Source organism: Promicromonospora sp. NPDC019610 (genome assembly GCF_044389365.1).
GTDB lineage: Bacteria > Actinomycetota > Actinomycetes > Actinomycetales > Cellulomonadaceae > Promicromonospora.
In genome coordinates, this window is sequence record NZ_JBIRXX010000003.1 from 275,915 (window position 1) to 302,214 (window position 26,300).

22 protein-coding genes and 1 riboswitch are annotated in these 26,300 nt (G+C 73.4%); of the genes, 11 read left to right on the plus strand and 11 right to left on the minus strand.

Going from position 1 to position 26,300, the window contains the following annotated elements; all coding sequences use genetic code 11:
* Nucleotides 1–74 precede the first annotated feature (74 nt).
* Complete coding sequence (locus tag ACH45N_RS22455; RefSeq protein ID WP_397398041.1) at nt 75–995, minus strand: NAD-dependent epimerase/dehydratase family protein; 921 nt, start codon at nt 993–995, stop codon at nt 75–77.
* A 124-nt stretch (nt 996–1,119) separates the two neighbouring features.
* On the opposite strand from ACH45N_RS22455, the gene ACH45N_RS22460 reads away from it, so the two are divergent.
* The 4 genes from ACH45N_RS22460 (at nt 1,120) to ACH45N_RS22475 (ending at nt 6,633) form a co-directional block, all read left to right on the plus strand.
* Nucleotides 1,120–1,863, plus strand: a complete 744-nt coding sequence (locus ACH45N_RS22460; RefSeq protein WP_397398043.1) for a TetR/AcrR family transcriptional regulator — start codon at nt 1,120–1,122, stop codon at nt 1,861–1,863.
* 194 nt (nt 1,864–2,057) lie between these two features.
* On the plus strand, nt 2,058–2,432 hold the full coding sequence (locus ACH45N_RS22465) for a cold-shock protein (protein ID WP_285105431.1): 375 nt from the start codon (nt 2,058–2,060) through the stop codon (nt 2,430–2,432).
* Nucleotides 2,433–2,455: 23 nt separating this feature from the next.
* Nucleotides 2,456–3,295 (plus strand): DUF3027 domain-containing protein, encoded by an 840-nt coding sequence (locus tag ACH45N_RS22470; protein ID WP_397398046.1) that lies wholly within the window; start codon nt 2,456–2,458, stop codon nt 3,293–3,295.
* A complete protein-coding gene (locus tag ACH45N_RS22475) occupies nt 3,292–6,633 on the plus strand; it encodes a sacsin N-terminal ATP-binding-like domain-containing protein (protein WP_397398048.1) in 3,342 nt (1,113 codons plus the stop codon). Before ACH45N_RS22470 ends, ACH45N_RS22475 begins: the two co-directional genes overlap by 4 nt.
* Nucleotides 6,634–6,676: 43 nt before the next feature.
* Here the strand turns inward: ACH45N_RS22475 and ACH45N_RS22480 are convergent, their stop codons facing one another.
* The 3 genes from ACH45N_RS22480 to ACH45N_RS22490 form a co-directional block, all read right to left on the minus strand.
* The gene (locus ACH45N_RS22480; protein ID WP_397398050.1) at nt 6,677–6,913 is read right to left on the minus strand and encodes a DUF2530 domain-containing protein; all 237 of its coding nucleotides are present in this window, start codon (nt 6,911–6,913) and stop codon (nt 6,677–6,679) included.
* Nucleotides 6,914–6,986: 73 nt separating this feature from the next.
* Complete coding sequence (locus ACH45N_RS22485; RefSeq protein ID WP_397398052.1) at nt 6,987–7,940, minus strand: hypothetical protein; 954 nt, start codon at nt 7,938–7,940, stop codon at nt 6,987–6,989.
* Nucleotides 7,937–8,881 carry a sulfotransferase family protein gene (locus ACH45N_RS22490; RefSeq protein ID WP_397398054.1) on the minus strand — a complete coding sequence of 315 codons (945 nt, stop codon included), beginning with the start codon at nt 8,879–8,881 and terminating at the stop codon, nt 7,937–7,939. The genes ACH45N_RS22485 and ACH45N_RS22490 overlap by 4 nt, the downstream gene beginning before the upstream one ends.
* Before the next feature lie 298 nt (nt 8,882–9,179).
* Here ACH45N_RS22490 and ACH45N_RS22495 point away from each other — a divergent pair, with 298 nt between their 5' ends.
* From ACH45N_RS22495 to ACH45N_RS22510, 4 genes are all read left to right on the plus strand, one after another.
* Nucleotides 9,180–9,998: a CAP domain-containing protein gene (locus ACH45N_RS22495; protein WP_397398056.1), complete on the plus strand. Its 819-nt coding sequence runs from the start codon at nt 9,180–9,182 to the stop codon at nt 9,996–9,998.
* 70 nt (nt 9,999–10,068) lie between these two features.
* On the plus strand, nt 10,069–10,599 hold the full coding sequence (locus ACH45N_RS22500) for a CAP domain-containing protein (protein WP_397398058.1): 531 nt from the start codon (nt 10,069–10,071) through the stop codon (nt 10,597–10,599).
* Nucleotides 10,600–10,742: 143 nt separating this feature from the next.
* The gene (locus ACH45N_RS22505; RefSeq protein ID WP_397398060.1) at nt 10,743–12,809 is read left to right on the plus strand and encodes an acyltransferase family protein; all 2,067 of its coding nucleotides are present in this window, start codon (nt 10,743–10,745) and stop codon (nt 12,807–12,809) included.
* Nucleotides 12,810–12,847: 38 nt separating this feature from the next.
* On the plus strand, nt 12,848–14,311 hold the full coding sequence (locus tag ACH45N_RS22510) for an NCS2 family permease (RefSeq protein ID WP_397398062.1): 1,464 nt from the start codon (nt 12,848–12,850) through the stop codon (nt 14,309–14,311).
* 230 nt (nt 14,312–14,541) lie between these two features.
* Here ACH45N_RS22510 and ACH45N_RS22515 read toward each other — a convergent pair whose 3' ends face one another.
* The 5 genes from ACH45N_RS22515 to serC form a co-directional block, all read right to left on the minus strand.
* Nucleotides 14,542–15,570, minus strand: a complete 1,029-nt coding sequence (locus ACH45N_RS22515) for a hypothetical protein (protein ID WP_397398064.1) — start codon at nt 15,568–15,570, stop codon at nt 14,542–14,544.
* A 683-nt stretch (nt 15,571–16,253) separates the two neighbouring features.
* Nucleotides 16,254–17,564 carry an MFS transporter gene (locus tag ACH45N_RS22520; RefSeq protein WP_397398066.1) on the minus strand — a complete coding sequence of 437 codons (1,311 nt, stop codon included), beginning with the start codon at nt 17,562–17,564 and terminating at the stop codon, nt 16,254–16,256.
* Entirely contained in the window at nt 17,561–18,016 is a 456-nt protein-coding gene (locus ACH45N_RS22525) for a MarR family winged helix-turn-helix transcriptional regulator (RefSeq protein WP_397398626.1), read from the minus strand. Before ACH45N_RS22525 ends, ACH45N_RS22520 begins: the two co-directional genes overlap by 4 nt.
* Nucleotides 18,017–18,198: 182 nt before the next feature.
* Nucleotides 18,199–19,050 (minus strand): MHYT domain-containing protein, encoded by an 852-nt coding sequence (locus tag ACH45N_RS22530; protein WP_397398068.1) that lies wholly within the window; start codon nt 19,048–19,050, stop codon nt 18,199–18,201.
* Between the two features lie 119 nt (nt 19,051–19,169).
* Entirely contained in the window at nt 19,170–20,279 is a 1,110-nt protein-coding gene (serC, locus tag ACH45N_RS22535) for a phosphoserine transaminase (RefSeq protein WP_397398070.1), read from the minus strand.
* A gap of 82 nt (nt 20,280–20,361) precedes the next feature.
* Between serC and ACH45N_RS22540 the strand changes: the two genes are divergently transcribed.
* From ACH45N_RS22540 to ACH45N_RS22550, 3 genes are all read left to right on the plus strand, one after another.
* Entirely contained in the window at nt 20,362–21,078 is a 717-nt protein-coding gene (locus tag ACH45N_RS22540) for an iron dependent repressor, metal binding and dimerization domain protein (RefSeq protein WP_397398072.1), read from the plus strand.
* Nucleotides 21,079–21,228: 150 nt separating this feature from the next.
* Nucleotides 21,229–21,421, plus strand: a riboswitch (cyclic di-AMP (ydaO/yuaA leader).
* Between the two features lie 2 nt (nt 21,422–21,423).
* Complete coding sequence (locus tag ACH45N_RS22545; protein ID WP_397398074.1) at nt 21,424–22,218, plus strand: C40 family peptidase; 795 nt, start codon at nt 21,424–21,426, stop codon at nt 22,216–22,218.
* 163 nt (nt 22,219–22,381) lie between these two features.
* Complete coding sequence (locus ACH45N_RS22550; protein ID WP_397398076.1) at nt 22,382–23,362, plus strand: universal stress protein; 981 nt, start codon at nt 22,382–22,384, stop codon at nt 23,360–23,362.
* Between the two features lie 77 nt (nt 23,363–23,439).
* On the opposite strand, the gene ACH45N_RS22555 is transcribed toward ACH45N_RS22550, so the two are convergent.
* Both ACH45N_RS22555 and rocD read right to left on the minus strand, forming a co-directional pair.
* A complete protein-coding gene (locus ACH45N_RS22555; RefSeq protein WP_397398078.1) occupies nt 23,440–24,717 on the minus strand; it encodes an aminotransferase class I/II-fold pyridoxal phosphate-dependent enzyme in 1,278 nt (425 codons plus the stop codon).
* A gap of 16 nt (nt 24,718–24,733) precedes the next feature.
* Entirely contained in the window at nt 24,734–26,296 is a 1,563-nt protein-coding gene (gene rocD / locus ACH45N_RS22560) for an ornithine--oxo-acid transaminase (protein ID WP_397398080.1), read from the minus strand.
* Between the last annotated feature and the right edge of the window lie 4 nt (nt 26,297–26,300).

Consider the following 26,300-nt stretch of genomic DNA (forward strand, 5'->3'; position numbering starts at 1 on the left):
CTACGCGGGTTTCCTGGCTCCCCGTCCGGCCGGTCCGCGCCCGGCCCCCGGCAGATCCGCGCCCAGCCACTCCCTCAGACCTGCGCGGTGCGCCGGCAGACCTCCGCCCACGGGGTCGGGGTGATGCCGAAGCGGTCGCGGGCCGCGGCGTCGTCCAGCACGTACGGCCGTTCCCACTGGTAGATGATCTCCCGCATCTCGCGCATGAAGGGGACGGCGAGAGCTGCCGCGGCGAGCCCGGCGCCGTGCAGGGAGGAGATCCGCACCGGCGGCCTGCCGACGCTCGCGAGCGCGTCGGTCAGGGCCTGCGCCTGCGTCACCGGGGCGTTGCTCGGCACGTGCCACACGCGGCCGTGGGCGCCCGGGTCCTCCGCGGCGGCGACCAGCGTGCGGGCGGCGTCCGCGACGTCGGTGAAGGTGTGCGGCTGGTCCGTGCGGCCCATCATCAGCGCCCGCCTGCCCCGCAGCGCGCTCGGCACCAGGCGCGAGATGTGGCCGTTGCCGCCGACGCCGCGGCCCATGTAGTCGGAGCCGCGGATCTCGACGGCCCGGATGCGCCCGGCCTCGTGCGCCGCCCTCGCGTCCGCCCACATCCGGGCGCGGAGCCGGCCCTTGTGGTCGGTCGCGGCGTCGGGCAGGTCCTCCGAGATCGGGACGTCGACGGGGCCGTACGGGTAGAGCGTGCCGGTGATGCCGTACACGGCGCCGGACCGCTCCGCGGCGGTCAGCAGGGACGAGGCGAGCGGGGGCCAGACGCGCTCCCACTGGGTGTAGTCGGCCGGGTTGGCGCAGTTGTAGAGGTAGTCGGCCCCCTCGGCGGCGCGGGACAGGGCGTCGGCGTCGGAGGCGTCGAGAGCGAGGTGCTCGACGCCGTCGATCCCGGTGGTGCGGCCCGAGCGGCTCACGACCGTGACGCGCGACCCGCGCTCGGCGAGCAGGGCGGCGACGTGCCGGCCGATCGGACCGGCGCCGACGACGAGGTGGGTGTCAGACATGATCAATGCTCCATTCCGAGAGCGGTGCTCTCTGTCGTGTCGCAGCGTGGCACGGGCGGGCGCGCCTTGGCAAGAGCAGTGCTCTCGGTTGTGTGCAGTGATCCGTTGTGCGAGCCTGAACGGCATGAGTCCCGCCCGTACCGCCCGCGCCCTTGCCCGCGAGGCGATCACCCGCGAGATCCTCGACTCCGCCCGCGCGCGGCTGTCCACCGACGGCGCGGCGGCGCTCTCGCTGCGCGCCGTCGCGCGAGACGTCGAGATGGTGTCCTCGGCCGTGTACCGCTACTTCCCGAGCCGGGACGCCCTGCTCACGGCGCTGCTCATCGAGTCGTACGACGAGCTCGGCGAGGCCGCGGAGGCCGCCGACGCCGCCGTCGCCGACCGCGCCGACACCGGCGCCCGCTGGCTCGCCACGTTCCGCGCCGTGCGGGCCTGGTGCGTGGCGCACCCGGGGGAGTTCGGCCTGCTGTACGGCACGCCCGTACCCGGCTACGCCGCGCCGCGGGACACCGTCGTGCCCGCCGTCCGCGTCGTCCGCGTGCTCGCCCGCATCGTCGGGGACGCCTACGCGGCGGGCGCGCGCCCGACGGCGGTGCCGGCGTCGGTGGCCGCCGCGACGGCGGACGCCCCGGTGACGGTCGGGCCCGGCCTGGCCTTCATCGCGGACCAGGGCCTCTGGGCGGACACCGACCTGACGGACGACGACGTGCCGGAGGCCGTCCGCCGCACGATCATCGCCTGGACCACGCTGTTCGGCCTGATCTCGTTCGAGCTGTTCGGGCACCAGGTCGGCTCGGTCGCCGACCCGGGGACCTGGCTCGACGAGGTGGCGCTCCGGCTCGCCGCCGACCTGGGCATCGGCGTCTGAAACCCAGCATCCGGGCGGCCCGCGCCCGGCACCGGCGCAGCGTGCGGGCGAAGAGTGGCCAATGCATGCGACGCGGTAGGCATCCGCCCGGTAACCTTGTGCAACGGGTCCGGAGAGAGCGCGTCAGTCGCAGCACCCCGGGCCGTCATGAGCAGTTTCGCGAGCAGTACCGACAAGCACAGAAGAAGGTCGCAGTGCCCACCGGCAAGGTCAAGTGGTTCGACACCGACAAAGGCTTCGGCTTCATCGCCAACGAGGACGGCGGCGAGGTGTTCCTGCACGCCTCCGCCCTCCCCGAGGGCGTCGTGCCCAAGCCCGGCGCGCGCGTGGACTTCGGGGTGGCCGACGGCCGCCGCGGTCCCCAGGCGCTCGCGGTCAAGGTGCTGGACGCCGCGCCGTCGGTCGCCAAGGCGAAGCGGAAGCCCGCCGACGACATGGCTGTCATCGTCGGCGACCTGACGCAGATGCTCGACCGGGTGGCAAATGACCTGCGCAAGGGGCGTTATCCGAAGAACCCGGAGACGCTAGCCAAGATGCTGCGCAAGGTCGCAGACGACTTCGACGCCTGAAACCCCACGAGGTCCCGAGGAACATGGTGACGATCACCGCGCCCGCTACCCGAACGCCTACCCGGCGGGTCGCCGCACGCTCCAGCCGCGACGCCGTGCTGAACGGCGCCGCGGATCTCGCGCGCGCCGCCGCACAGGAGGTCGCCGAGCGCCCCGAGGACGTCGGGGAGCACCTCGGCACGCTCTTCGAGGACGAGCGGGTGGTCTCGCACCGCTTCGCGGCGACCATGCGCGGGTACCGCGGCTGGCACTGGACGGTCACCGTGACGCGCGTGCCGCGCGGCCGGACCGCCACGATCAGCGAGGTCGAGCTGCTGCCCGGCGACGAGGCGATCCTCGCCCCGGCCTGGCTCCCGTGGTCCGAGCGGCTGCGCCCGGGCGACGTCGGTCCGGGCGACGTGCTGCCGTTCCGCGCCGACGACCCGCGGCTGGAGCCCGGGTACACCGCCACCGGTGACCCCGAGGTCGACGAGGTGGCGATCGACGAGCTCGCGCTCGCCCGTGCCCGCGTGCTGTCCCCGCAGGGCCGCGACGAGGCGGCGGAGCGCTGGTACCGCGGCTCGCGCGGGCCGACGTCGGCGGGGTCCGTCGCGGCGGCCGCCGAGTGCATGGCCTGCGCGTTCCTCATCCCGCTCTCCGGTCCGATGGGCCAGCTCTTCGGCGTGTGTGCCAACGAGTGGTCGCCCGACGACGGCAAGGTGGTCTCCCTCGACCACGGCTGCGGCGCCCACTCCGAGACCGACGTCGAGGCGCACCCGACCGACTGGCCGGCGCCCGCCCCGCTGATCGACGAGAACGAGGTCGAGCCGGTCGCGCCGGCCGGTGACACGCCGGCGGGCGACGGGGGCGAACCCTCCGCGTGACCCACGACCCCTTCGGCACCGGAGCGCTGCGGCGCGTGGTGACCGAGGCGTGGCTGGCGTCGCCGACGCGCTTTCGCGAGGACGCGAACTCCGAGGAGGACCACGCGCGCGGCTACTACCGCGACCGGGTGGTGGTGGAGCTCGCGCAGAACGCGGCCGACGCCGCCGCGCGCGCCGGGGTGCCCGGCCGGCTGATGCTGACCCTGGAGCCGCGCGGCTACGGCGGCGACGACGCGGACGGAGCCACCGCGGGCTGGTGGCTGGTGGCCGCCAACACGGGTGCGGCGCTCGACGCCGACGGCGTCGCGTCGCTGGCCTCCCTCCGGGCCTCCGCGAAGTCGGGCGGGCCTGCCGGGCCCGACGGCGTCGTGGGGCGGTTCGGGGTCGGGTTCGCCGCGGTGCGGTCGGTGTCGGACGAGATCCTGGTGCGCTCCCGCGGGGGCGGCGTGCGTTTCTCGCTCGCGGCGACGCGGGCGGAGCTGGGGCTCGGGCTCGGGCTGGGGCTGCGGTCGGGCGCGAGCGAGATCGGTCCCTTGCGCCGAGATCGGTCCGACGACGGACCGATCTCAGGGCAACCGACCGATCCCGCGCCCTCCGGCGGGGCGGGAGGGTGGCTCGTGGACGAGGCCCGGCGGCGTGGCAGCGCGCTGCCCGTGCTGCGGCTGCCGTTCCCGGCGCCCGGGACCACGGCGGAGGAGCCGGACACCGTGGTCGAGGTGCGGCTGCGGGACGACGCCGCGGTGGCCGCCGTCCGCGCCCAGCTCGCCGCCGTGGACGACGGTCTCCTGCTCGCGCTGCCCGCCCTCGACGAGCTGGTGATCGAGGACGACTACGCAGGTCAGCCGGGTTCTGACCCAGGGGTCGCCGTGCCGCGGGCGACGCCGCGCGTGCTGCGCGACGTCGGGACGCGCTGGCGCGTCCACCGGTCGTCCGGCGAGCTGGAGCCGGACGACGCGCTGCCGTCCGAGGCACGCCGGACGGACTGGTCGGTGCTCTGGGCGGTGCCCGCCTCGGGGACCCCGTTCGACCCCGGCAGCGGGGCCGCGGCCGGGAGCCGCACGACCGGGAGCCGCGTCGCGGCCGGGCCGACGCTGCACGCCCCGACCCCCACCGACGTCCGGCTCACGTTCCCCGCGCTCCTGATCGCCTCGTTCCCGGTCGACCCGGGACGGCGCGGCGTGCTCCCCGGGCCGACGTCGGACCGGGTCGCCGCCGAGGCGGGCCGCGCCTACGCCGCGTTCCTGGGTGAGCTCGCCGTATCCGGGGGCGACGTGCTCGGTCTGGTGCCGACCGGGCTCCCGGCGGGCGACGTCGACGCCGCGATCCGGGCGGCCGCCGGCGACACGCTGGGCACCACCGCCCTGCTGCCGCCGAGCGCACCCGAGGCGCCGCTGGTCGCGCCCCGGGACGCCGCCTTCGTCGCGGGACCGCTCGGCGAGGACGCCCCGCTCGCCCATGCGCTCGCGCGAGCCGCCGACCGGACCCTGGTCACGGTTCCCGTGCGTCACCAGGCCCTCGTGCGCTCGCTCGGGGCGGACCCGGCCGACCTCGTCGACCTGGTCGAGGCCCTGCCGCCGGACCCTGGCGTCGTGCGCGCGGCACTCGACGCCCTCGCGCCGCACGCCGGGGAGCCGACCGTCCTCGAGGCCGTGTCCGGGGCCCCGCTGCCGCTCGCGGACGGCCGCGTGACCCGCGGCGCGCGGGGGACCGTGCTGCTCGACACCCCGCGGCTCGCCGGGATCGCCCGCGCGCTGGGCGTCCGGGTGGTCCACCCGGAGGCCGCGCATCCGGTGCTGGAGCGCGCGGGCGCCGTCCCCACCACGCCGCGCGGGCTGCTCGCGGACACCGGGGTCCGGTCGGCGGCGCTGGCCGCCGCGGAGGAGGAGCTGGACGACGGCGACGCCGAGCACCTCGGTGCCGCCCTGTCCGCCGCCACCTCGGCCGGGGCCACGTCCGCCGCCGCGCCCGAGCGGCTGTGGGCGCCCGAGGACCCGACACCCGCCGCGACGGTGTCCGCCGTGCTCGAGCTGGTGCGGCTCGCCGTGGCCGAGTCGGAGGAGGACCTGCCGTTCTGGCTGGGCGAGCTCCCCGTGGTGGCGGACGGCGCCGTCGTCCCGCTGCGCGAGACGGCGCTGCCGGGCACCTGGGCCGCCAGGCACCTGGACCTCGCCCCGGTGCGGGCCGACGTCGTCGAGCGCTGGGGCGCGGACACCCTCGGAGCCGCCGGGGCGCACGCCGACCTGGGCATCTACCGCGTGGCCGACGTCGTGACGCCCGACGGGGACGACGACGCCGACTACGGTCCCGACGACCCCGCCGGCTGGCTCGCCGACTGGGACGAGTACCTCGACCTGCTCGCCGACGAGCTCGGCGCGGGCGCATGGGTCGGCGACGTGGCGGCCGTCCCGGACCTCGACGCACTGGGGGAGGCCGTGGACACCCGTGCCGCGCCGGACCCGGGTCCCGGCTCGCTCGCCGCGGGGCTCGCCCGGATCGCCGCCGACCCGGAGCGGCGGCGCGCGTTGCTGACGCCCGTCCGCTCGCCCGACGCTCCGGACCGCGAGGCGCCGTCGTACACGGCGTGGTTCCTGCGCCGCCGGCTCGGCGCGCCGTTCGCGCTCGGGGACACCCCGCTCCTGCCGCCCGCGCCACCGGAGACGGTCGGCCTGGACGCCGACCTCCTGACCGCGCTCGGCGGCCTGGACAACCTTGCTGACCTGCCCGGACGCGACTGGCCCAGCGTCCTGGAGCGGCTGCCCGACACGTCGGCCGGGCCGTCCGGGCGGCTGCCAGTCGACGTCGCGCGCGCCGTCTGGACCGGGCTGGCCGCACTCGCCCGGGCCGACGGGCCCGGGATCGCGCCGCCCCGCCTGCCCGCGTTCGGCCCGGCCGGCATCACGGTGGAGAGCACGGACGACCTCGCCGTCGCCGCCTCGCCCCGGTGGGCTCAGCTCGGCCCCGTGGTCCCCGCGCCCGCCGACGTCGCCGAGGCCCTCGCCGACCTGCTCGACCTCCCGCTGGAGGCCGGCGCCGACGTCGGCCCTGACGAACCCGGGGAGCCGGTCGGGCTCGACCCGCGGGTCCGGGCGGTCGTGCCGGAAGCGCCGGAGACCTGGCGCCGCCACACGACGCTGACGGTGGAGGGCCGGCCGGTCGCCTGGTGGGTGTCCGCCGGCGCGCCGGGCGAGGGGCCCGGCGCCGTCGCGCACGCCGTCTCGGTCGAGGGCCTCGCGCGGGCCCTGGCCGAGATCGGCGGGGCGGACCCGCTGCTGCTGGAAGTGGTCCTGCGGGACCCGGACCGCGCGGAGGCGCTGAGCGCGGAACGGGCCTGGGACTGAGGGCCGGCCCGGCGGCCGGGCCGCGGTAGGGGTCGGTCCGGCGTCACCGGTGGCGGCGCGCCCAGAGCAGGCCGAGCCCGCCGAGCACCACGCCCGTACCGCAGATCGCGACGTTCTCCACGCCGCCGCGACCGGTGAGGAGCAGGATCAGCGAGACGACCAGCCCGATCGCGAACAGGCCGATACCCGCGCCGAGGACTCGGAAGAGATCGGCGTGCGGGGCCGGCGGGCTGGGCCGACGCTCCTCGGGATGAGCCAGCAGGGAGCGGATCGTTGGCACCTTGCCAGTGTACGGACCGGGGCTCGCCGGGCCCGCTGACGGCGGTCGCGTCCGGGGTGAATTCCGTCGCACCTCAGCCCGCGTACGGCGCGCGCCGCAACATCCCCGCCATGCTCGCCCGGACCGACGGCGGGACCACCGCGGGCGGCACGATGCGCGCGATCCGCCGTGCGGGCGACGTCGTGACCTTCCGGTGCACGTACGGGTACAGCGCGCGGAGCCGGTCGAACTCCGCCCGGGTCACGGCGTCGTCGTGGTCGGGCAGGGAGTCGAGGGCGGCCCAGGTGTCGTCCGCCAGGGCGCGCAGGGGGGCGGGGACCGGCATGTCGTCCCACCTGACCTCGACCCGGTGCAGCGTGTGGTCGATGAAGGCGTCCACCCGCTCGACGGCGCTCGTGTCGTGCGGGTCGATCATCGGCAGGTCGAGCGCGGCGGCGGCGTCGAACACCGGGCCGTCCCAGTCGTGGATCAGGTCCCAGTAGCGTACGAAGGCCCGCGGGGTCACCCGGGTCGCGAGCTCGGTGCCGAGCATCACGTTGACCCACCCGGCCAGCCGGTCCACCAGCCAGTCCCGGTGGTCGGTGACCATGCTGCCCACCATCTCCCCGGGCGGGCGCAGCACGGTGAGGCACGACGCCGTGGCGCCGGCGGCGGCCGCCGCCCGCTGCCAGTGCTCGAGGAACCACAGCAGCCGCGGGTCCTTGATCACCAGGTCGCCGTGCTCCGCGGTCCGCGCGGCGAGCCAGGCCGCGATTCCGCCGGACGCGTCCGCCTCGGCGCCCGCCCGGTCCACCAGGTGCCAGGCGAGGGGGCGCGGGTCCGTGGCCTGCACGTCGGCCGCCCGGAGCAGGGCCTCGTGGAGGTCCACCACCCACCGCGACTCCGACGGGCGCCGGGGGTTGGCGGCGTCCGGCTCGACCTCCGGGCGCGGCACGGTGAGCCCGAACTGGCGCAGCGCCCCGGCGAGCGTGCTCGTGCCGCTGCGCTCGGGGCCGGTGACGAAGACGACGCGGGGGCCGCCGGTCATCGCGCGTCCGCCGTCGGGCCCACCTGCGCCGGGGCCCACGGGGCCGCCCGGTCCAGCACGTCCAGGTCGTAGCCGTGGGCGCGGATCCGCTCGCCGAGGTGCTCGCTGACGACGCTGCGGTAGCGGGGGAGCAGCGCGACGTCGGTGACGTCGCGCACCAGGTCGCCCCGCGGCGTGCCGCGCCGCGACCCGATGTGCGCGAGGTGGTTGCGGACCCGCCCCGCCAGGTGGCCGCGGCCGCCGGTCTCCCACAGCTCGGCGTAGCGGTGGCCGCGGTCCGCGTCGATCGTGCGGACGCCGCCGCCCGGGAGCTCCAGGTCCAGGAACCGCGCGACCCGGTCGAGCTCCCGCGCGGGCTCGCGCATCAGGTGCTCGTACCGCAGCACCAGCAGGTTCTCGATGTGCAACGCGTCCTGCGCGAAGACGTCGTGGGCGTGCACCCAGTGCTCGACGAGCCGCGGGAACCCGTACGTGAAGCGGCCGCGGGTCCGGGTGGCCCACTTGCGCACCGCCAGCGCCTGCACCACGGGATGCCGGGTGACGACCACGAACCGCGCCCGCGGGAAGACCTCCTGGAGGTAGCGCATCTTCGTGAGGTTGGGCGTGGACCGCTCGACGAGCACCCCGCGGTCCAGGTCCCAGTAGGGTGACCAGCTCTGCCAGAGGCGTACCGCCGCGTCTGGGGCACGTTGTGCGTCTTCTTCGGTCAGGTGCGCCTGCGGATGAAACGACCATTGGGACGTATTACCCAGACCGCCGACATAGGCGTCCTGAATGTGTTGTCCCTCGTCCAGGGGGGCGCCCGTTCCGGTGAGTGCGGAGGCGTCGCGGCTGGAACCGATGATGCGGGCGACGAGGGTGGTGCCGCTGCGGTGGAGCCCGCCCACGAAGGCGAGGCGATGGTCGTTCCAGGGCGCGCCACTCGTACTCGTTCCGGACATGTGGGGAAACCTCGGCTGCTCGACTGACAAGTGGTCGCTGTGCCCCGCAAAAATATGCGATGAATGTACCGCGTGCGACCCGAATCGGCCGATCGCAGGATATGCGGCAAGGAATTCATCCGGGCGGGTTTGGCACATTGTGCGAGCGGTGATGATGCGTGCCGGGCCATTGTCGGTACCGATAAGACTTTTCAGGCATTCCATACCATCGTGATTGCCGGTATTGTCCCGGCTTGTGTCCCCAGCACCCCGTCCGACGTCGTCCGTGGCTCCGCCCGGGCGCGCTCCGTATGGGGCCGTGACGCCCCGGTTCCCGGCGCCCGGGCCGCTGGTGACCCGGCGCCTGGCGCGCGGCGCGCTGGCCGTGGCGGTGGGCTTCTGCCTGACGGCGTGCGCCGGGCTGCTCGACCCCGGCGCGGAGCCGATGCCGGCGCCGGGGATCGCCCCCGGTGTGGTCGGTGTGGCGGTGCCGGTCGAGCGGGCGCCGTCGCCCCACCCGACCTCGGTGGGGGCCATCTACGGGGAGCACGCGCAGGAGTCCGCGGCCGTGGACGTGCAGCCGGCGCCCAGCGACTCGGCGTCACGCGGCGAGGATCGTGAGCCGCTCCCGGGAGCGGGGGGCGGGACGGGCACCGGGGCCGGGGCCGGGGGTGGCACCGGCTCCGGCGGTACGGGCGCCGGCGGCGGAACGGGCGGCGACGGCGGAACGGGTGGCGACGGCGGCGCGGCACCCGACCTGACCGACGCCGTGCAGTACGCCCAGGCCCTGGAGGAGGCCGTCAACGGCCACCGGACGGCGAACGGGCTGCCGGCCCTGGTCCATGACGACTGCGCGTACGACGTCGCGCTGGAGCGGGCCCAGGCACTGGTCGGCCAGGAGCTGGCGCACGCGCCGCTCGGGCCGATCTTCGACGTCTGCCCGACCACGGCCGTCGCGGAGAACCTCGCCAAGGGTGGGTGGACGCCCGCGGAGGCGGCGCAGGGCTGGATGGACTCGGAGGGGCACCGCGCCAACATCCTGAACGGCGACCTGACCCGCGGCGCCGTCGCCTGCGTGCCCGACGGCGGCGACCCCGCCGCACCCGTCATGATCTGCGCGCACGTATTCCTGGCCTGACCGCGCGGCCCCCGGGTTGCGGCGCCGGCCGCGGTTGTGGTCGGCCCGCGCGTCGTGTCGAATCGACGTCGTGCTCCGCAACACGATCCGCCTCGCCGTCACGCTCGTGACCGCCGGGACGCTGCTCACGGCCTGCTCGGGCCTGCCCGGTCGGGACACCACCCCGGAGCTGACGGCGACGCCGCAGGCGACCTGGACCGCGCCCGGCGACGTCGACCTCACCGACCCGGCGCAGTACGCCGCTGCCCTGGAGGACGGCGTGAACGCCGCCCGTGCCCAGGTGGGCGTGGCCGAGCTGGAGCACGACGACTGCCTGCAGCCCGTGGCGGTGGAGCGCGCCGCGGCGCTGATCGGCGCGCCGGAGCTCACCCACGCCCCGCTGCCGCCCGTCCGGCAGAGCTGCCCGGGCGGTCTCGTGGCCGAGAACCTCAGCCGGACCGCCAACCCGCCGCAGACCGTGGTGCAGGCGTGGCTGGACTCCCCGTCGCACCAGGAGAACCTCGTCAACGCGGAGCTGCGGCGCGGCGCGATGGGGTGCGTGGTCGACGGCGGCACCGCCACGGCGCCGGTGCTCGTCTGCTCGCACCTCTTCCTCGACTGAGCCGGGGCCGGGGCCGGGGCCGGGGAGCCGAACACTCTCCTCAGACCCTCCCCGATACCGGGGCAACCTGGCCAGATGCGCCCGTTATGGTGTGACGCGCGCATGAGTGCGGAGCACCCGCCCGGAACGACAGCAGGAGAAAAATGGCCCAGGCGACGACTGCCGTCGACCGACCTTCCGGACCACCCTCCGAGCCCCACGGAGGGGCAGGCCGGGCCCCCGCCGCCCCGGGCACGGGGCACGCCTTCCGTACCGACATCAACGGGCTGCGCGCGGTCGCGGTGCTCGCCGTCGTCGTCTATCACGCGGGGATCGCGATCCCCGGCGGATTCACCGGCGTCGACGTCTTCTACGTGATCTCCGGCTACCTCATCAGCTCGCTGCTCCTGCGCGAGGTGGACCGCAGCGGGTCCGTCGACCTCGTCGAGTTCTGGACCCGACGCATGCGCCGCCTCGTCCCGGCCCTCGCGCTGGTCGTCACGGTCACGCTGGCCGCGTGCCTCCTGATCCTGTCGCCCCTGGTCTGGGGGCGCCTCGCGTGGCACGGCGCGTCGGCCATGCTGTTCGTCTCCAACCTGCTCTTCCCGTACCAGGGGCAGGACTACTTCTCCGACTCCGTGACACCGAGCCCCTACCTGCACACCTGGTCGCTCGGCATCGAGGAGCAGTTCTACATCTTCTGGCCGCTGCTCATCCTGCTGGCCGTCGCGGTGGCCCGGCGCACCCGGATCCCGGCCCGCCGCATGCTGCAGCTCCTGTTCGCGGGGACGTTCGTGGTCTCGCTGGCCACCTCGGTGTGGCTCACGGCGGCCGTCCCCGAGTGGGCCTTCTACGTGCTGCCCACCCGTGCCTGGGAGTTCGCGGGCGCCGCCCTCGTCGCGACCCTGCCGTGGGGCCGGCTCGCCGAGCTCTCCCGGCTGCGTCCGGCGCTGCTGCGAGCCCTGCTCGGCACCGCCGGGTTCGCGCTGCTCGCGCTCTCGTTCGCGGTGGTGCGGGAGACCGACCCGTTCCCCGGCACGGTCGCCCTGCTGCCCGTCGGCGGCGCGCTGCTCGTGCTCGCCGCGGGCAGCGTCTCCGCGCCCGGCACGTGGGTGGACCGCGTGCTCGACCTGCCGGTGCTCCAGCGGCTCGGCGACGTCTCCTACTCCTGGTACCTCTGGCACTGGCCGTTCGTCGTGCTCACCACGGCGGCCGTGCAGGACGACGCGGTCTGGATCAAGGTGCTCGCCTCGGTCGCCGCCCTCGGCGCGGCGTTCGCGACCTACCGCTGGGTCGAGAACCCGATCCGGTTCAGCAGCGCCATGCGGTCCTGGCGCCGCACCGCCGCGGTGACCCTGGTGATCGGCCTCGCGGTGGGCGGCCTCACGGTCGGTACGCGGGTCGCGACCAGCGCCGTCCTGGAGCGCGAGCCGTACGCCAGCGCGGTCGCGACCCGCGCCGAGCCCGCGTCCTACGGGTGCACCGATACCACCGAGACGACGTCGGGCACCGAGGTCTGCCTGCTCGGCGACGTCGACGCCGACACCACCGTGCTGCTGCTCGGCGACTCCCACACCATGCACTGGATCCCCGCCTTCGACGTCGCCGCGGCGGACGCCGGCCTGCGGCTCGCCGTCCGCTGGCGGCACGGCTGCCCCGCCGCCGAGGTCAAGGTCGAGCAGCCCACGGACCGCGGCCCGTGCGCCGGCTTCCAGGCCGAGTCCCTGCGCGTCGTCGACGACCTGCGGCCCGACGCCGTCGTCGTCAGCCAGGCGCAGATCTACGGCGACCGCATGCAGCACGAGGACGGCACCCTGATGACCGAGGACGAGGTGCGCAGCACCTGGGAACGGGCGAACGACGAGCTGTTCGCCCACCTCACCGCGGTGTCCCCGGCCGTGGTCGCCGTCAAGGACAACCCGCAGCTCGACGTCGACCCGCTCGAGTGCCTCACCCGGCCGTGGTCCGCGCTGGGCGACTGCGGCATGCCGCGCGCGGACGCCGAACGCTCCAACGGCGACCTGCCCGGCATCAGCGCCGCGGTCTGGGACAGGTACGACGTCCAGGTGTGGGACGGCGTCTGGTCCGAGACCTGCGACACGCAGACCTGTCGCGTCGGTGATGTCAGTCACCCCGTCTACCGTGACTTCCACCACCTCAGTGCCGAATACGTGCTGACCAAGGTGCGCTCCGTGGAAGAGATGCTCCAGACTGCGGTGCGCGGCATGTAGCCGGGCAACACCAGGTAACGAAGGGGAACATCGAACCCATGGCTCACGACCAGGCCCAGGCGCGGGGCGCCGTCGACCGGTTCTTCAAGATCAGCGAACGCGGGTCGACGGTGTGGACGGAGGTCCGCGGCGGTCTCGTCACCTTCTTCACGATGAGCTACATCGTGGTGCTCAACCCGCTCATCCTCGGGAGCGTGCCCGACGGGACCGGGCAGTACCTCGGCGGCGGCTCCGGCCGGGGCGACATCGAGGCGATCGCCGCGGCGACCGCCCTGATCGCCGGCGTCATGTCGATCCTCATGGGCGCGATCGCGAACTTCCCGCTGGCGCTCGCGGCGGGGCTCGGCCTGAACGCCGTCGTCGCGTTCTCCGTGGCGGCGCTGCCCGGCATGACCTGGGCGGACGCCATGGGCATCGTGGTGCTGGAAGGCATCGTCATCCTGATCCTCGTGGTCACCGGCTTCCGCGAGGCCGTGTTCAAGGCCGTGCCCCGCGAGCTCAAGATCGCGATCAGCGTGGGCATCGGCCTCTTCATCACCTTCATCGGCGTGTACGACGCCGGCTTCGTGCGCATCCCCGCCTCCCTGTCGACGCCGACGGAGCTCGGCATGGGCGGCTCGCTCGGCGCCTGGCCGCTGTTCGTCTTCGCGTTCGGTGTGCTCCTGGCCGCCGTCCTGATGGTGCGCAAGGTGCGGGGCGGCATCCTCATCGCGATCATCGCGTCGACGGTGCTCGCGGTCGTCATCGAGGCAGTCGGCCAGATCGGCCAGCGCACCGCCGACAACCCGGGCGGCTGGTCGCTCAACGTGCCCGCGCTCCCCGACTCCGTGGTGGCGCTGCCGGACTTCTCGCTGATCGGCCAGTTCTCGCTGTTCGGCTCGATCGAGAAGATCGGCCTGCTGGCCGTGGTCCTGCTGGTGTTCACCCTGCTCATCGCAGACTTCTTCGACACCATGGGCACGATGGTCGCCATCGGCGGCGAGGCAGGGCTGCTCGACGAGAAGGGCAACCCGCCCCGGACCAAGCAGATCCTGATCGTCGACTCGATCGCCGCCTCCGCCGGCGGCATGGGCTCCGTGTCGTCCAACACGGCGTACGTCGAGTCGGCGTCCGGCGTGGGTGACGGCGCCCGGACCGGCCTCGCGGCCATCACGACCGGCGTGGCCTTCCTGCTGACGACGTTCCTGGCGCCGCTCGTCAAGGTGGTGCCGCACGAGGCGGCCACGCCCGCCCTCGTGATCGTCGGCTTCCTCATGGTCGTCCAGGTGACCGGCATCGACTGGAAGAACCTCGAGGTCGCCATCCCCGCGTTCCTCACCATGGTGCTGATGCCGTTCGCCTACTCGATCACGGTGGGCATCGGGGCGGGCGTGATCTCGTTCGTGCTGCTCAAGATCGCGGTCGGCAAGGTGCGCAAGGTCCACCCGCTGCTGTGGATCGCGGCGGCACTGTTCCTCGTCTACTTCCTGATGGGCCCGATCCGCAGCGCGGTAGGCATCTGACCCTGGCGGGGCCAGCGGGCGGGTTGGGTCGCTGACATGCTGGCGTGCTGGCGTGCTGACGCGCTGGCGTGCTGGTCGCCGGGTGCTGCGAGCCCGACGCCGGGGCTTCGCGCTGGCGTGGCGGTGTCGTGGCCCACGCCCGCCCCACACACGGATGTGCGCTTCTACCCCGTCATGGGGCCCGAAAACGGGCTGTTTCCGGGCCCAATGACGGGGTAGAAGCGCACTTTTCAGTTGCCCGTCGGCGTGAGAGCCGGGGTGGGCAGCGTGACCGGGGCGCCCTGCTGTGTATACCGGCCCGGTTGCCAGCGGTGTCGGGTGAGCACCTTCGTGACCTGCGCACCGATACCGCCGGGCCGGTCGTTCTCCGCGGGCCGGAAGCGCAGCATGATGATCCGCCCGGCGGCCAGGAGCTCGTTCTGCCGCGGGGCGTCCCGCACCAGGGCCTGCTCGGTGCTGTGCGGCCCGACGCCGTCGATCTCGACGACCAGCCAGCGCCCGTCGGGGAGCCGCCAGACGAAGTCGACGCGTGCGACGACCTTGCCTTCCGCCACGAACCGCACCTGGAGGTCGTCCGGCGGTACGTCGTTGTCGTGGAACGACAGCCGCGCCGCTGACTCGGCGAAGGACTCCGAGCGTGGGTCGACCAGCCCGAAGAGCTCGTGGAGCGGGGCACTGCCGTGCCGACGCCGGACCAGGTCGTGCAGCGCCGCCAGACGGGTCGGGGTGAACCCGTGCCGTCGAGCGAGGTCGTCGAGCACGGCGAGGGCGTTCTGACGGGGCAGCCGCCGGAGCGCCTGCGCCGCGGCGTGGTCGATCCGGGCGACCGCGCGGTCGCCCACCCGCACCGTGGGGAACGCCGCGTAGTCCACGACAGGGACGCCGTGCCGCGTGCGGCGGGCCGACCGGTCCTCGCGCGCGACCTCCAACGGGAAGTCGCGCGGCAGCCCGTGGACGCCGTGCAGCACGAGCGCGCAGCAGCCGGTGGCGACGGCGTCCGGCCCGTGCACGAGGAGCGCGAACCAGGTCCGCCAGCTCGCGGCGTGGTCGAACCAGTCGTCCCTGATCCTGCTGCCGAGCGGTACCGGATCGGTGTCGTACACGGCGCGCGCGGGGCTGGTCCAGCGGAGCTGCCCGACCAGACGACGGCGGACCTCTCGGCCGATCCCGAGCTCCTCGCACTGGACCGTCGACAGGAGTCCGGCCTGCCGGCGCAGGAGCGGCTCGGCGGCGCGCGGGATCACGAAGGTCTTCGGCATGGAACCACCTCAGCACCGCGGTGACCGAAGCGCCGGGCGCGCATCCCCACCCTGTGCACAACTGCGAAAGAGGGCTGCCTGTGGTCGCGCTCGACCGCCGCGCCTTCCATGCCGGCGGTCTCTGTGGTCCCCGCCGCAGCTCTTGCCGACCCCGTTGCTGTCGCTACCGACGCTGTCGCTGACGCTGCCGATCCGCTGCGGTCCGCACCGCCGATGTTGTCGACCCGCCGTGGTCCGCGCTGACGCTGCCGATCCGCCATCGTCCTCGCCGCAGATGTTGTCGATCCGCCGTGGTGCACGCCGACGTTGTCGATCCGCCGTGGTGCACGCCGACGTTGTCGACCCGCCGCGGTCCGCGCCGACGCTGCCGATCCGCCGTGGTGCACGCCGACGCTGTCGACCCGCCGACGACGCTGTCGACCCGCCGCCGTCCCAGCCGCCGTTGCCCCCCACCCCAACAAGAAAGTGCGCTTCTACCCCGTCATTGGGCCCGGAATCACGCTGATTCCGGGCCCAATGACGGGGTAGAAGCGCACTTTGGGGTGCCGGTGCCGGTGCCGGCACCGGTGCGGCTGCCGACGGGTGCCGGTGCCCGCGCCGCACCGCCGCTCCACTCGCGTCGCACCGTCGCCGCCGCCCCAGCGCCGCGCCGCGCCTGCGGCGCCCCGCCGCACCCCCGCCGGCTACGCCGCCAGGGCCTGCTTTTCCGGGGCCGGCGTCGCCGTCAGCGCGGGGTAGTCCACCTGGAGGTACGGGCGCGGGATGCGGTGCGTCCGGGAGAGCCGGGCGCGGACGCGCACGTGCCACGTCCGGTACGCCCAGACGGTCGCGACGGCCGCGACCAGCAGCGTCGCCACGGCTCCGATGAGCACCGCGTACCGCGGGCCGAACGTCTCGCCGATCCAGCCGACCACCGGCGAGCCCAGCGGTGTGGTGCCGAGCAGCACCATCATGTAGATCGACATGACGCGTCCGCGCATCTCGGGCGCCACCGAGAGCTGGATCGCCGCGTTGGCCGACGTCAGCATGGTGAGCGACGCGAAGCCGACGGGGATGCACATGATCAGGTAGCCGAGGTAGGTCGGCATGACGGCCTGGATACCCATGGCGATCGCGAACGCGAAGGCCGCGCCCAGCACGAGCCGCACGCGCGGCCGCTCCCGCCGGGCCGCCAGGAGCGCGCCCGCGAGCGAGCCGATGGCCAGCACGGACCCGAGGATCCCGTACTCGCCGGCGCCCCGCCCGAACTCGACGCGCGCCATCATGGCCGACGTGAGCTGGAAGTTCAGGCCGAACGTGGAGACCACGCCCATCACGACCATGATCACCACGATGTCGCTGCGCCCGCGGATGTAGGCGAGCCCCTCGCGGATCTGGCCCTTGGCGCGCGAGGCGGCGGGCTGCACCCGCAGGTCGCGCATCCGGGTCAGCGCCAGGATCACGGCACCGAACGCGATGCCGTTGATGATGAACACCCAGCCCGTGCCGACGGCGGCGATGAGCAGGCCCGCCAGACCGGGACCGATGAGGCGCGCCGCGTTGAAGTTGGTCGAGTTGAGCCCGACGGCGTTCGCGAGGCGCTTGGTGGGCACGAGCTCAGCGACGAAGGTCTGCCGTACGGGTCCGTCGATCGCGCTCACCACACCCAGCAGGGTGGCGAACACGTAGACGTGCCACAGCTCGGCCGCGCCGGACAGCACCAGCGCACCGAGCCCGAGGCCCAGTACGCCCATGCCGCCCTGCGTCATCATCAGGAGCTTGCGGCGGTCGACACGGTCGGCCAGCAGGCCGGCCCACGCGGACAGGAAGATGTGCGGGATGAACTGCAGCGCGGTGACGATGCCCACCGCGACGCCGGAGTTGTTGGTCAGGAGGGTCAGGACGACCCAGTCCTGCGCCACGCGCTGCATCCAGGTGCCGATGTTGGCGACGAGAGCGCTGGCGAACCAGAGACGATAGTTACGATATTTAAGGCTGGCGAAGGTTGCGCTCATCGAGCGGCGATCCGGATGAGGAGCTCGCTGGCTCCTGCAAGGATCTCTCTCTCCTCTACGGTCAGGGTGGACAGCTGTTTGGTGAGCCAGGCGTCGCGACGACGTCGGGTCTCGGCGACCTCGCGCTCGCCCGCCGCGGTGAGGCGGACGACGACCTGTCGCTTGTCGGTCGCGTGCTCCACCTTCTCGACGAGGCCGAGCTCAGCCAGGGTGTTCACTGCTCGGGTCATCGACGGCGGCCGGACGCGCTCGTGCTCGGCAAGGGAGCCGGGGGACATCTCGCCGTGCTTGTGCAGCACCGTCAGGATCCCGAACTGCCCCTCAGGGAGGTCGGCCTCGCCGCGCTCGGCGCGCAGGCGACGGGATACTCGGGTGAGGGCGACTCGGAGGTCGCCCCCGACGGTCGCCGGGCTGCGGCTGGACCTGCGGGAGCTCGACGGCACCCACGACAGTCTAGATCATTAGCCTTGCTAACGGTACGTGGGTGCGGTCACACCACCGGCGTCCGACGGCGCCGCCTGACGGCGAAAGACACGCCGTCCGACGCCGGAAAACCGCGCTGCCCGCCGCCGGGAACGACGAAGCGCCCGACCCCGTGCGGGGGCGGGCGCTCCGAAGCCTGACGGGCCGAGGGTCAGCGCGCGCGGTTGGACTGCGCGAACTGGGCGACGCTCGGCTGGAGCTCCTGCTGCACGCTCTCGAACCGCTGCCCCTGCTCGCTGTGCGCCTTGAGCCGGTTCTCGAACTCGGCCTGCGTGCGCAGCTCGTCCTCGGTGGGCCAGAGGCCGATCCCGAGGATGAGCAGGAACGTGACCACGCTGACCGCCATCACGAGCGGCACGAGCAGCTGCATCGTGGACGCGCCGGCGGGCACGGTGTCGACGGGGTTGACCACGGAGACGCCGGCCATGCCCGTGTAGTGCATGCCGGTCACCGCGATCCCCATCACCAGGGTGGCGACGATGGTCGCGAGCGTGCCGCGGATGTGGACGGTGCACCACAGCGCCGCGGTCGCGGCGACGATCGCGATGGCGACCGACGCGATCACGTAGACCGGGTTGTAGACGACCTGCGCGGACATCTCCATGGCTTCCATGCCCATGTAGTGCATGGCCGCGACGCCGGAGCCGGCGAGCGCGCCGCCGACGAGCATCGCCGGCAGCTTGCGCTTGCCCAGCTCGGTGATGAACAGGCCGGCGCCGACGACGACGATCGCGATCGCCGCGCTGAGGAGGGTCTCGGGGATGTTGTACCGGATGGTCACGCCCGAGGCGGAGAAACCGAGCATGGCGACGAAGTGCATCACCCAGATCCCGGTACCGCCGAGGGCGATGGCGCCGAAGACGAGCCACGCCGCACGTGCGCCGCCCGAAGCCGCTCGGGCTCTGGACGTGCACGCAAGGCCCGTCGCTGCGCCGGTGCACGAGATCGCGTACGCCAGGATGGGCGTCACGATCCCGAAGGTGAAGTGGTCGATCACTGGCATCTTGTTGAACAGCCCCTCAGAATGGTTCCCTCTGTTGCGGAAACGTTACAGAGTCCCTGTGTACCGGACAATAGGCAGAACTCCCCGTCGAAGGGGTATTGCGGACGTGATCAGGCTGGTCAGAAGCGTTCGACGAGATAGTCGATGCACGCGGTGAGCGCGGCGACGTCGTCGGGCTCGACGGCGGGGTACATGCCGACGCGGAGCTGGTTGCGCCCGAGCTTCCGGTAGGCGAACACGTCCTGGACGCCGTTGGCACCCAGCTCGGAGAGTATCCGTCCGGCGTCGATCTCGTTGGCCAGGTCGATGGTGCCGACCACCGTGGACCGCTCCTCCGGGCGCTGCACGAACGGCGTCGCCCACGGGCGGGCCTCGGCCCAGGAGTAAAGGGTCTCGGCCGACGTCGCGCACCGCTCCGCCGACCACTTCAGGCCGCCCTGCTCCAGGAGCCACTCCACCTGGTCGGCGAGGAGCAGCAGCGTCGCGACGGCCGGCGTGTTCAGGGTCTGGTCCAGGCGCGAGTTCTGGATCGCGGTGGTCAGCGACAGGAACTCCGGCACCCAGCGGCCCGAGGCCTCGATCCGCGCCGCGCGCTCGACGGCCGCGGGGGAGAGGACCGCCAGCCACAGGCCGCCGTCGGCCGCGAACACCTTCTGGGGGGCGAAGTAGTAGGCGTCGGTCTGGCGCAGGTCGACCGGCAGCGCGCCGGCCCCGGACGTCCCGTCGGTGAGCACGACGGCGCCGGCCGGCCCGGACGGGCGGAGCACCGGGGCCATCGCCCCCGTGGAGGTCTCGTTGTGCGGGGTGGCGTAGGTGTCGACGTCGGCGGCGGCCTCGAGGTAGGCGACCGTGCCCGGCTCCGCCTCGATCACCTGGGACGGCTCGAGGAAGGGCGCCCGTGTCGTGGCGGTGGCGAACTTGGCGCCGAACTCGCCGAAGGACGCGTGCTGCGCCTTGCGCTCCACGAGGCACAGCGTGGCGATGTCCCAGAAGGCCGTGGCGCCGCCGTTGCCGAGGACCACCTCGTATCCGTCGGGCGCGCCGAGCAGCTCCGTGACACCCTCGCGAATGCGGCGGACCACGTCCTTGACGGGCGCCTGGCGGTGCGAGGTACCGAGCACGTGGGCGTTCGCCACGAGATGATCGACCTGTCCCGGGCGCACCTTGGAGGGGCCTGAGCCGAAACGGCCGTCGGTGGGCAACAGGTGTGTCGGGATTGTCAGTGGCACAGAACTAGACTAGAACCTGGGCCGACGCCCGGGGCGCCGAGCCCAGGGCGACTGGACGGCTGCGCGCATGACGGGAGCTGACGTGACGGATCTGATCGACACCACCGAGATGTACCTCAAGACGATCTACGAGCTCGACGAGGAGGGCATCACCCCCCTGCGCGCGCGCATCGCGGAGCGCCTGGGGCACTCCGGGCCGACGGTGTCGCAGACGGTCGCGCGCATGGAGCGCGACGGGCTCGTGATCGTGACCGGGGACCGCCACCTCGAGCTCACCGAGCTCGGGCACGACAAGGCGATGCGCGTGATGCGCAAGCACCGCCTCGCGGAGCGCCTGCTGACCGACGTGATCAAGCTCGACTGGGAGCACGTGCACGTCGAGGCCTGCCGCTGGGAGCACGTGATGAGCGACCTCGTGGAGAAGCGCCTCGTCGGCCTGCTCGACCACCCGCACCACGACCCCTACGGCAACCCGATCCCCGGCCTGTCCGAGCTCGGCGAGGCCTACACGGACGTGCCCTTCCTCAGCGGTGTGATCTCGCTGCCCTCGGCGTTCGAGGCGGCGGCGAAGAAGGGTGTGAAGGGCGAGCCGCTCGCGGCGTCCCTCACCCGGATCGCGGAGCCGCTGCAGACGGACGTCGAGCTGCTGGCCCGCCTGTCCGACGCCGGCCTCGTGCCCGGCTCGCGGATCACGGCCGAGCTCAGCGACGGCACCTACACGGTGACGGTCGACGGCGCCGGGACGGCGCTGGAGCTCGGTGAGGACCTGGCGCGGCACCTCTTCGTCGCGACCGCCTGATCCCCCCCCAGCGTGTCCCAAACCATCCGCTTTGTCGGAAAGGTGGGGCCACGTACCCGACACGCCATGACATTCGTTGCCGGAACGTGACATCGGGGGTGAGGTCGGGTACGTTCGGACCGCTCCCGCGGAGTTTATTCCGAGGGAGTCTCCGGACGGACGCCGAACTCTGTCACCGGCCGGGGCCCCAAGACGACCGCATGACAGAGGCGGGGGACCCACCATTGGGCGCCAGGGTGCGTCCTCGGGGTGAAGCCGGGTAATCCTTCGGGAGTGCACGGCCGGGTGATTTCTCCCACCCGAACCCGACAGCTGACCTCGAAGGCGTACAAGGAGAGGTACTACGTGACCGCACGTACCACCCGCGCACGCCATCGTGCTGCGCGACGCCCCGTGACTCCGCTCACCGAGCTTGCTCAGAACGCCGCCGTCGGACGTCGTACCGCGGTTGCCGCCGCAGGTGGCGCGCTCCTGGTCTCCACGTTCGGTGGCGCGATGGCAGCGCAGGCCGCTCCGATGGAGACCGGCCACGCCAAGATGAACTCGGTGGACCTCAACGCGCTGACGTCCCAGGCCCGCGAGTCCCTGTCGAACGCCCCTGTCGTGACCGTCGCGCCCGACGCCGAGCTGAGCGTCGAGAAGTCCGCCGTCTCGGTGGTCTCGGCCGCCGACAACGAGGACTACCAGGCCGAGCTGGCCGCCCAGGAAGCCGAGGAGGCCGCTGAGGCGGCCGCCGCCGAGGCAGCAGAGGCCGCGGCCAGCGCCGTGTCGACCGCCTCCTCGTCCGTCGACGTCCCGGCGTCGGCGATCGGCAACTCCGTGATCTCCATCGCCAGCCGGTACATCGGCGTCCCGTACGTCTCCGGCGGTTCCAGCCCGAGTGGTTTCGACTGCTCGGGCTTTACCTCGTACGTCTTCGCGCAGCTCGGCATCTCGCTGCCGCACTCCTCGTCGGCGCAGGCCGGCTACGGCACCCAGGTGCCGGCGTCGCAGGCCCAGCCGGGCGACCTGATGTGGACCCCGGGTCACGTCTCGATCTACGCCGGTGGCAACACCATGATCGACGCGTCCAAGCCGGGCACCGTGGTCGACTTCCGCACCATCTGGCAGTCGAACCCCACGTTCATCCGCCTGGGCTGACCGCAGCCACGCAGTACCGCAGCAGAGCGCCTGTCCGGGGAGATCCGGGCGGGCGCTCTGCTTTGCCATCTTTCTGCCGTCTTTTTGCCTCCGGATACCCACGACCCGCGCCCCGCCGGTAGCGTTGGAGGGCAAAGATGCACTGCTGAGGAAAGGACTGGCGATGACTCGATCCGAGGTCGTACTGGTCGGGGTGGACGGATCGGCCGCGAGTCTGCACGCGCTGGACTGGGCTACCGCCTACGCGCACCGCGTGGGCTGGGCGCTGCACATCGTGTGCAGCTATTCACTCCCGTCGTTCACCGCGGCGTCGCTCGACGGCGGGTACGCCGCCCTGGACGACACCACGATCCAGGAGGGCGCCAAGGCGGTCCTGGTCGAGGCGGAGAACCGCGTGGCCGACGCCGGGGTGCGCGCCACGACGGAGGTCGCGACCGGTGACGCCGCGGGTGTGCTCGTGGAGCTGTCCGCCGACTACGGGCTCGCCGTGGTCGGGACCCGGGGCCGGGGCGGGTTCACGGAGCGGCTGCTGGGCACGGTGTCGTCCGCGCTCCCCGCGCACGCGAAGTGCCCCGTGGTCGTGGTGCCGCTGCGTGCCGAGACCAACCGCGGCGTCTCCTGGACGCCGCCGGACCTCGGGGCGGACGAGCCCGCCGGGACGCCGACCGCCGCGGACGTCGAGGCGGGCGGGGTCGCGGAGATCCGCGAGGTGCGCCGCATCGTCGTCGGCGTCGACGGGTCGCCGCAGGCCGAACGCGCGCTGCAGCACGCGATCGTGCAGGCCAACGCCTGGGGTGCGGAGCTCACCGCCGTCACGGGTGTGCCCGTGGGCAATGCCGGGATGCTGGCGTGGCTGCCGTCCTCGATCGACCGGGAGCAGGTGCTGGCCGACATCGGGGCCGGCATGGACGTGCTGATCGACCGGTACGAGGCCCTGAACCCGGGGCTGCGGATCCGGCGGATCGTGCTCGACGGCACGGGGGCCGAGCTGCTGACGGAGTTCTCGACGGCGTCGGACCTCGTGGTCGTGGGCTCGCGCGGGCGCGGCGGCTTCCGCGGGCTGCTGCTGGGTTCGACCAGCCAGGCCGTGCTGCACCACGCGGCGTGCCCGGTGCTCGTGGTGAACAAGCACTGCCCGGAGTGACCGCGCGGTCCCGGGACGTGTCAGACCCTCAGGTCACCCGGGTGACCTGAGGGTCTGACACGTCGGCCTTCGGCCGGTCAGGCCTGCGCGGCCTCGGCGGCCGCGAGGAGCACGCAGGTCGCGACGCCGTCCATCGCCGTCCGGACCTCGTCCAGCGGGGGCATCGACGGCGCGAGGCGCACGTTCTTGTCCTGCGGGTCCTTGCCGTACGGGTGGGTGGCGCCGGCCGGCGTCAGGGCGATCCCGGCCTCCTTGGCGAGCTGGACCACCCGGGTCGCCGTGCCTGGCGCGACGTCGAGCGACACGAAGTAGCCGCCCTTGGGCTCGGTCCAGGACGCGATGCCGTAGCCGCCCAGGCGCTCGGTCAGGATGTCGACCACGGCCTCGAACTTGGGCGCCAGGATCGCGCGGTGCTTGCGCATGTGCTCGCGCACGCCGTCTGCCGAGCCGAAGAACATCGCGTGCCGCAGGTGGTTGATCTTGTCGGGGCCGATCGAGGCGACCGCCAGGTGCTTCTTGAACCAGGCGATGTTGGCCGGCGAGCTGCCCAGGAACGCGACGCCCGCGCCCGCGAACGTGATCTTGGACGTGGAGGCGAACAGTAGCACCCGGTCCGGGTGCCCGGCCTCGGCGGCCAGGGCGATGGCGTTCGGGCTGGTCACCTCGTCGTCCGTGAGGTGGTGCACGGCGTAGGCGTTGTCCCACAGGATCCGGAAGTCCGGTGCGGCAGCGGGCGTCGAGACCAGCGCGCGGGCGACCTCGGCGCTGATGACCGCGCCGTCCGGGTTGGAGTAGGTGGGGACCACCCACATGCCCTTGATGGTGGGGTCCGCGGCGACGAGCGCGGCCACGGCCTCGGCGTCCGGGCCGTCGGCCGTCATCGGGACGGGGATCATCTCGATGCCGAAGGCCTCGCAGATCGAGAAGTGCCGGTCGTAGCCCGGCACCGGGCAGATCCAGCGCACCTTCTCCTCGCGCGACCACGGCTTCGGCGAGTCGGGGAAGCCGAACAGCTCCGCGAACGCGACGACGTCGTGCATGGTCGTGAGCGAGGCGTTCCCGCCCGCGAGGAGCTGCTCCACGGGCACGTCGAGGAGCTCGGCGAAGATGCGGCGGATCGTGATGCCGCCGTCCAGCCCGCCGTAGTTGCGCGTGTCCGTGCCGGACTCGTCGGCGTGCACGCCGACGCCCGGCAGGGCCAGCATGGGCTCGGCGAGATCGAGCTGCTCGGCCGACGGCTTGCCGCGCGTGAGGTCCAGCTTCAGGCCCTTGGCCTGGAGGTCGGCGTAGGCCTGCTGGAGCTCCGCGAGCGCGGGCAGTGTTGCGGTGTTGTGGGACGACGTCGTAGTGGTCACTCCCGGGAGCCTACGCTCAGCCGGCGGCCGGTGACAGCCTGGATCGGCGTCGCTTCCGCGGAGGGGCCGGCTTGTCGTCCGGGATGTCCGCCGTGTCCGTGGACGGGGCGGTTTCGACGGCGGCTTCGGCCTGCTCCGTCGCGCCCTTGTCGGTGTCGGACGGCGGTTCGGTGGCCGGCTCCTCAGCCTTTGGCTCCTCAGCCTTCGGCTCCTCGGGCTCCGCCGGTCCCTCGTCCGTCTCCGGCGTCTCGGCGTCCTGCGCCGGCTCCAGCCCCTCGGCGTCCTGCACCGGCTCCTCCGCCGGGGCCTCGCCGTCCGAGCCGTCGTCGTCGGAGCCGTCCTCCGGGTCGCCTCCGGGGCCGCCGTCGCGCAGCGCCACCAGCGACTCCTCGAGGATGTCCAGCGCCATCTCCAGCTCGGGCTGCACGATCGAGAGCGGCGGCGACAGGCGGATCGTCGCGTCGTGCGTGTCCTTCGCGAGGACGCCGCGCTCCAGCAGGGCCTCGCACAGCTCACGCCCCGTGCCGAGCGACGGGTCCACGTCGATCCCCGCCCAGAGCCCGACGCAGCGTGCCCCGGTCAGCAGGCCCTGGTCGACGAGCGCGTCGAGCCGCTCCTTGAGCACCCGGCCCGACGCCGCCGCGCGCGCCTGGTACTGCCCCGTCGAGAGCAGGTCGAGGGCCGCGACGCCCACCGCGCAGGCCAGCGGGTTGCCGCCGAACGTCGAGCCGTGCGTGCCCGGCGTCAGCACGCCCAGGATCTCCGGCTTGCCGACCACGGCCGAGACCGGGACGATCCCGCCGCCCAGCGCCTTGCCCAGACAGACCAGGTCCGGCCGCACGTCCCAGAGCTCGCACGCCAGGGTGGTGCCGGTGCGGCCGAGGCCCGACTGGATCTCGTCGGCGACCAGCGCGATGTTCTTCTCCGTGGTGAGGGCGCGCAGGCCCGGCCAGAAGTCGTCGGGCGGCACCACGACACCGGCCTCGCCCTGCACCGGCTCCATCAGCACGGCCACCGTCGTGTCGTCCACGGCGTCGGCCACCGCGGCCAGGTCACCGAAGGGCACCCGGACGAAACCGGGGGCGAACGGGCCGAACCCGTCGCGGGCGGCCGGGTCGTCCGACAGGCCGACCAGCGTGGTGGTGCGGCCGTGGAAGTTGCCGCCGGCGACCACGATCGTCGCCTGGTCCGCGGGCACGCCGCGCACGTCGTAGCCCCACTTGCGGACCGCCTTGATCGCGGTCTCCACGGCCTCGGCGCCGGTGTTCATCGGCACCACGAGGCTGTCCTCGCCGCCGGTCGTCAGCGGCCCCACGACCTCGACGAGCCGCTGGGCGAACTCCTCGAGCCGGTCGTGGTCGAACGCACGGGACGTGAGCGTGACCTGGCGGAGCTGCGTCATCGCCGCCGCCACCAGCCCTTGGTGCAGGTGCCCGAAGTTCAGGGCCGAGTACCCCGACAGGAAGTCGAGGAACTCGTTGCCGTCCGTGTCCCATACGTGTGTACCGTGCGCCCGCGCGATCGTGACCGGCAGGGGGTGGTACGTCGGGGCGAGTGCGCCGTGCGTCGTGTCCGCCATGACC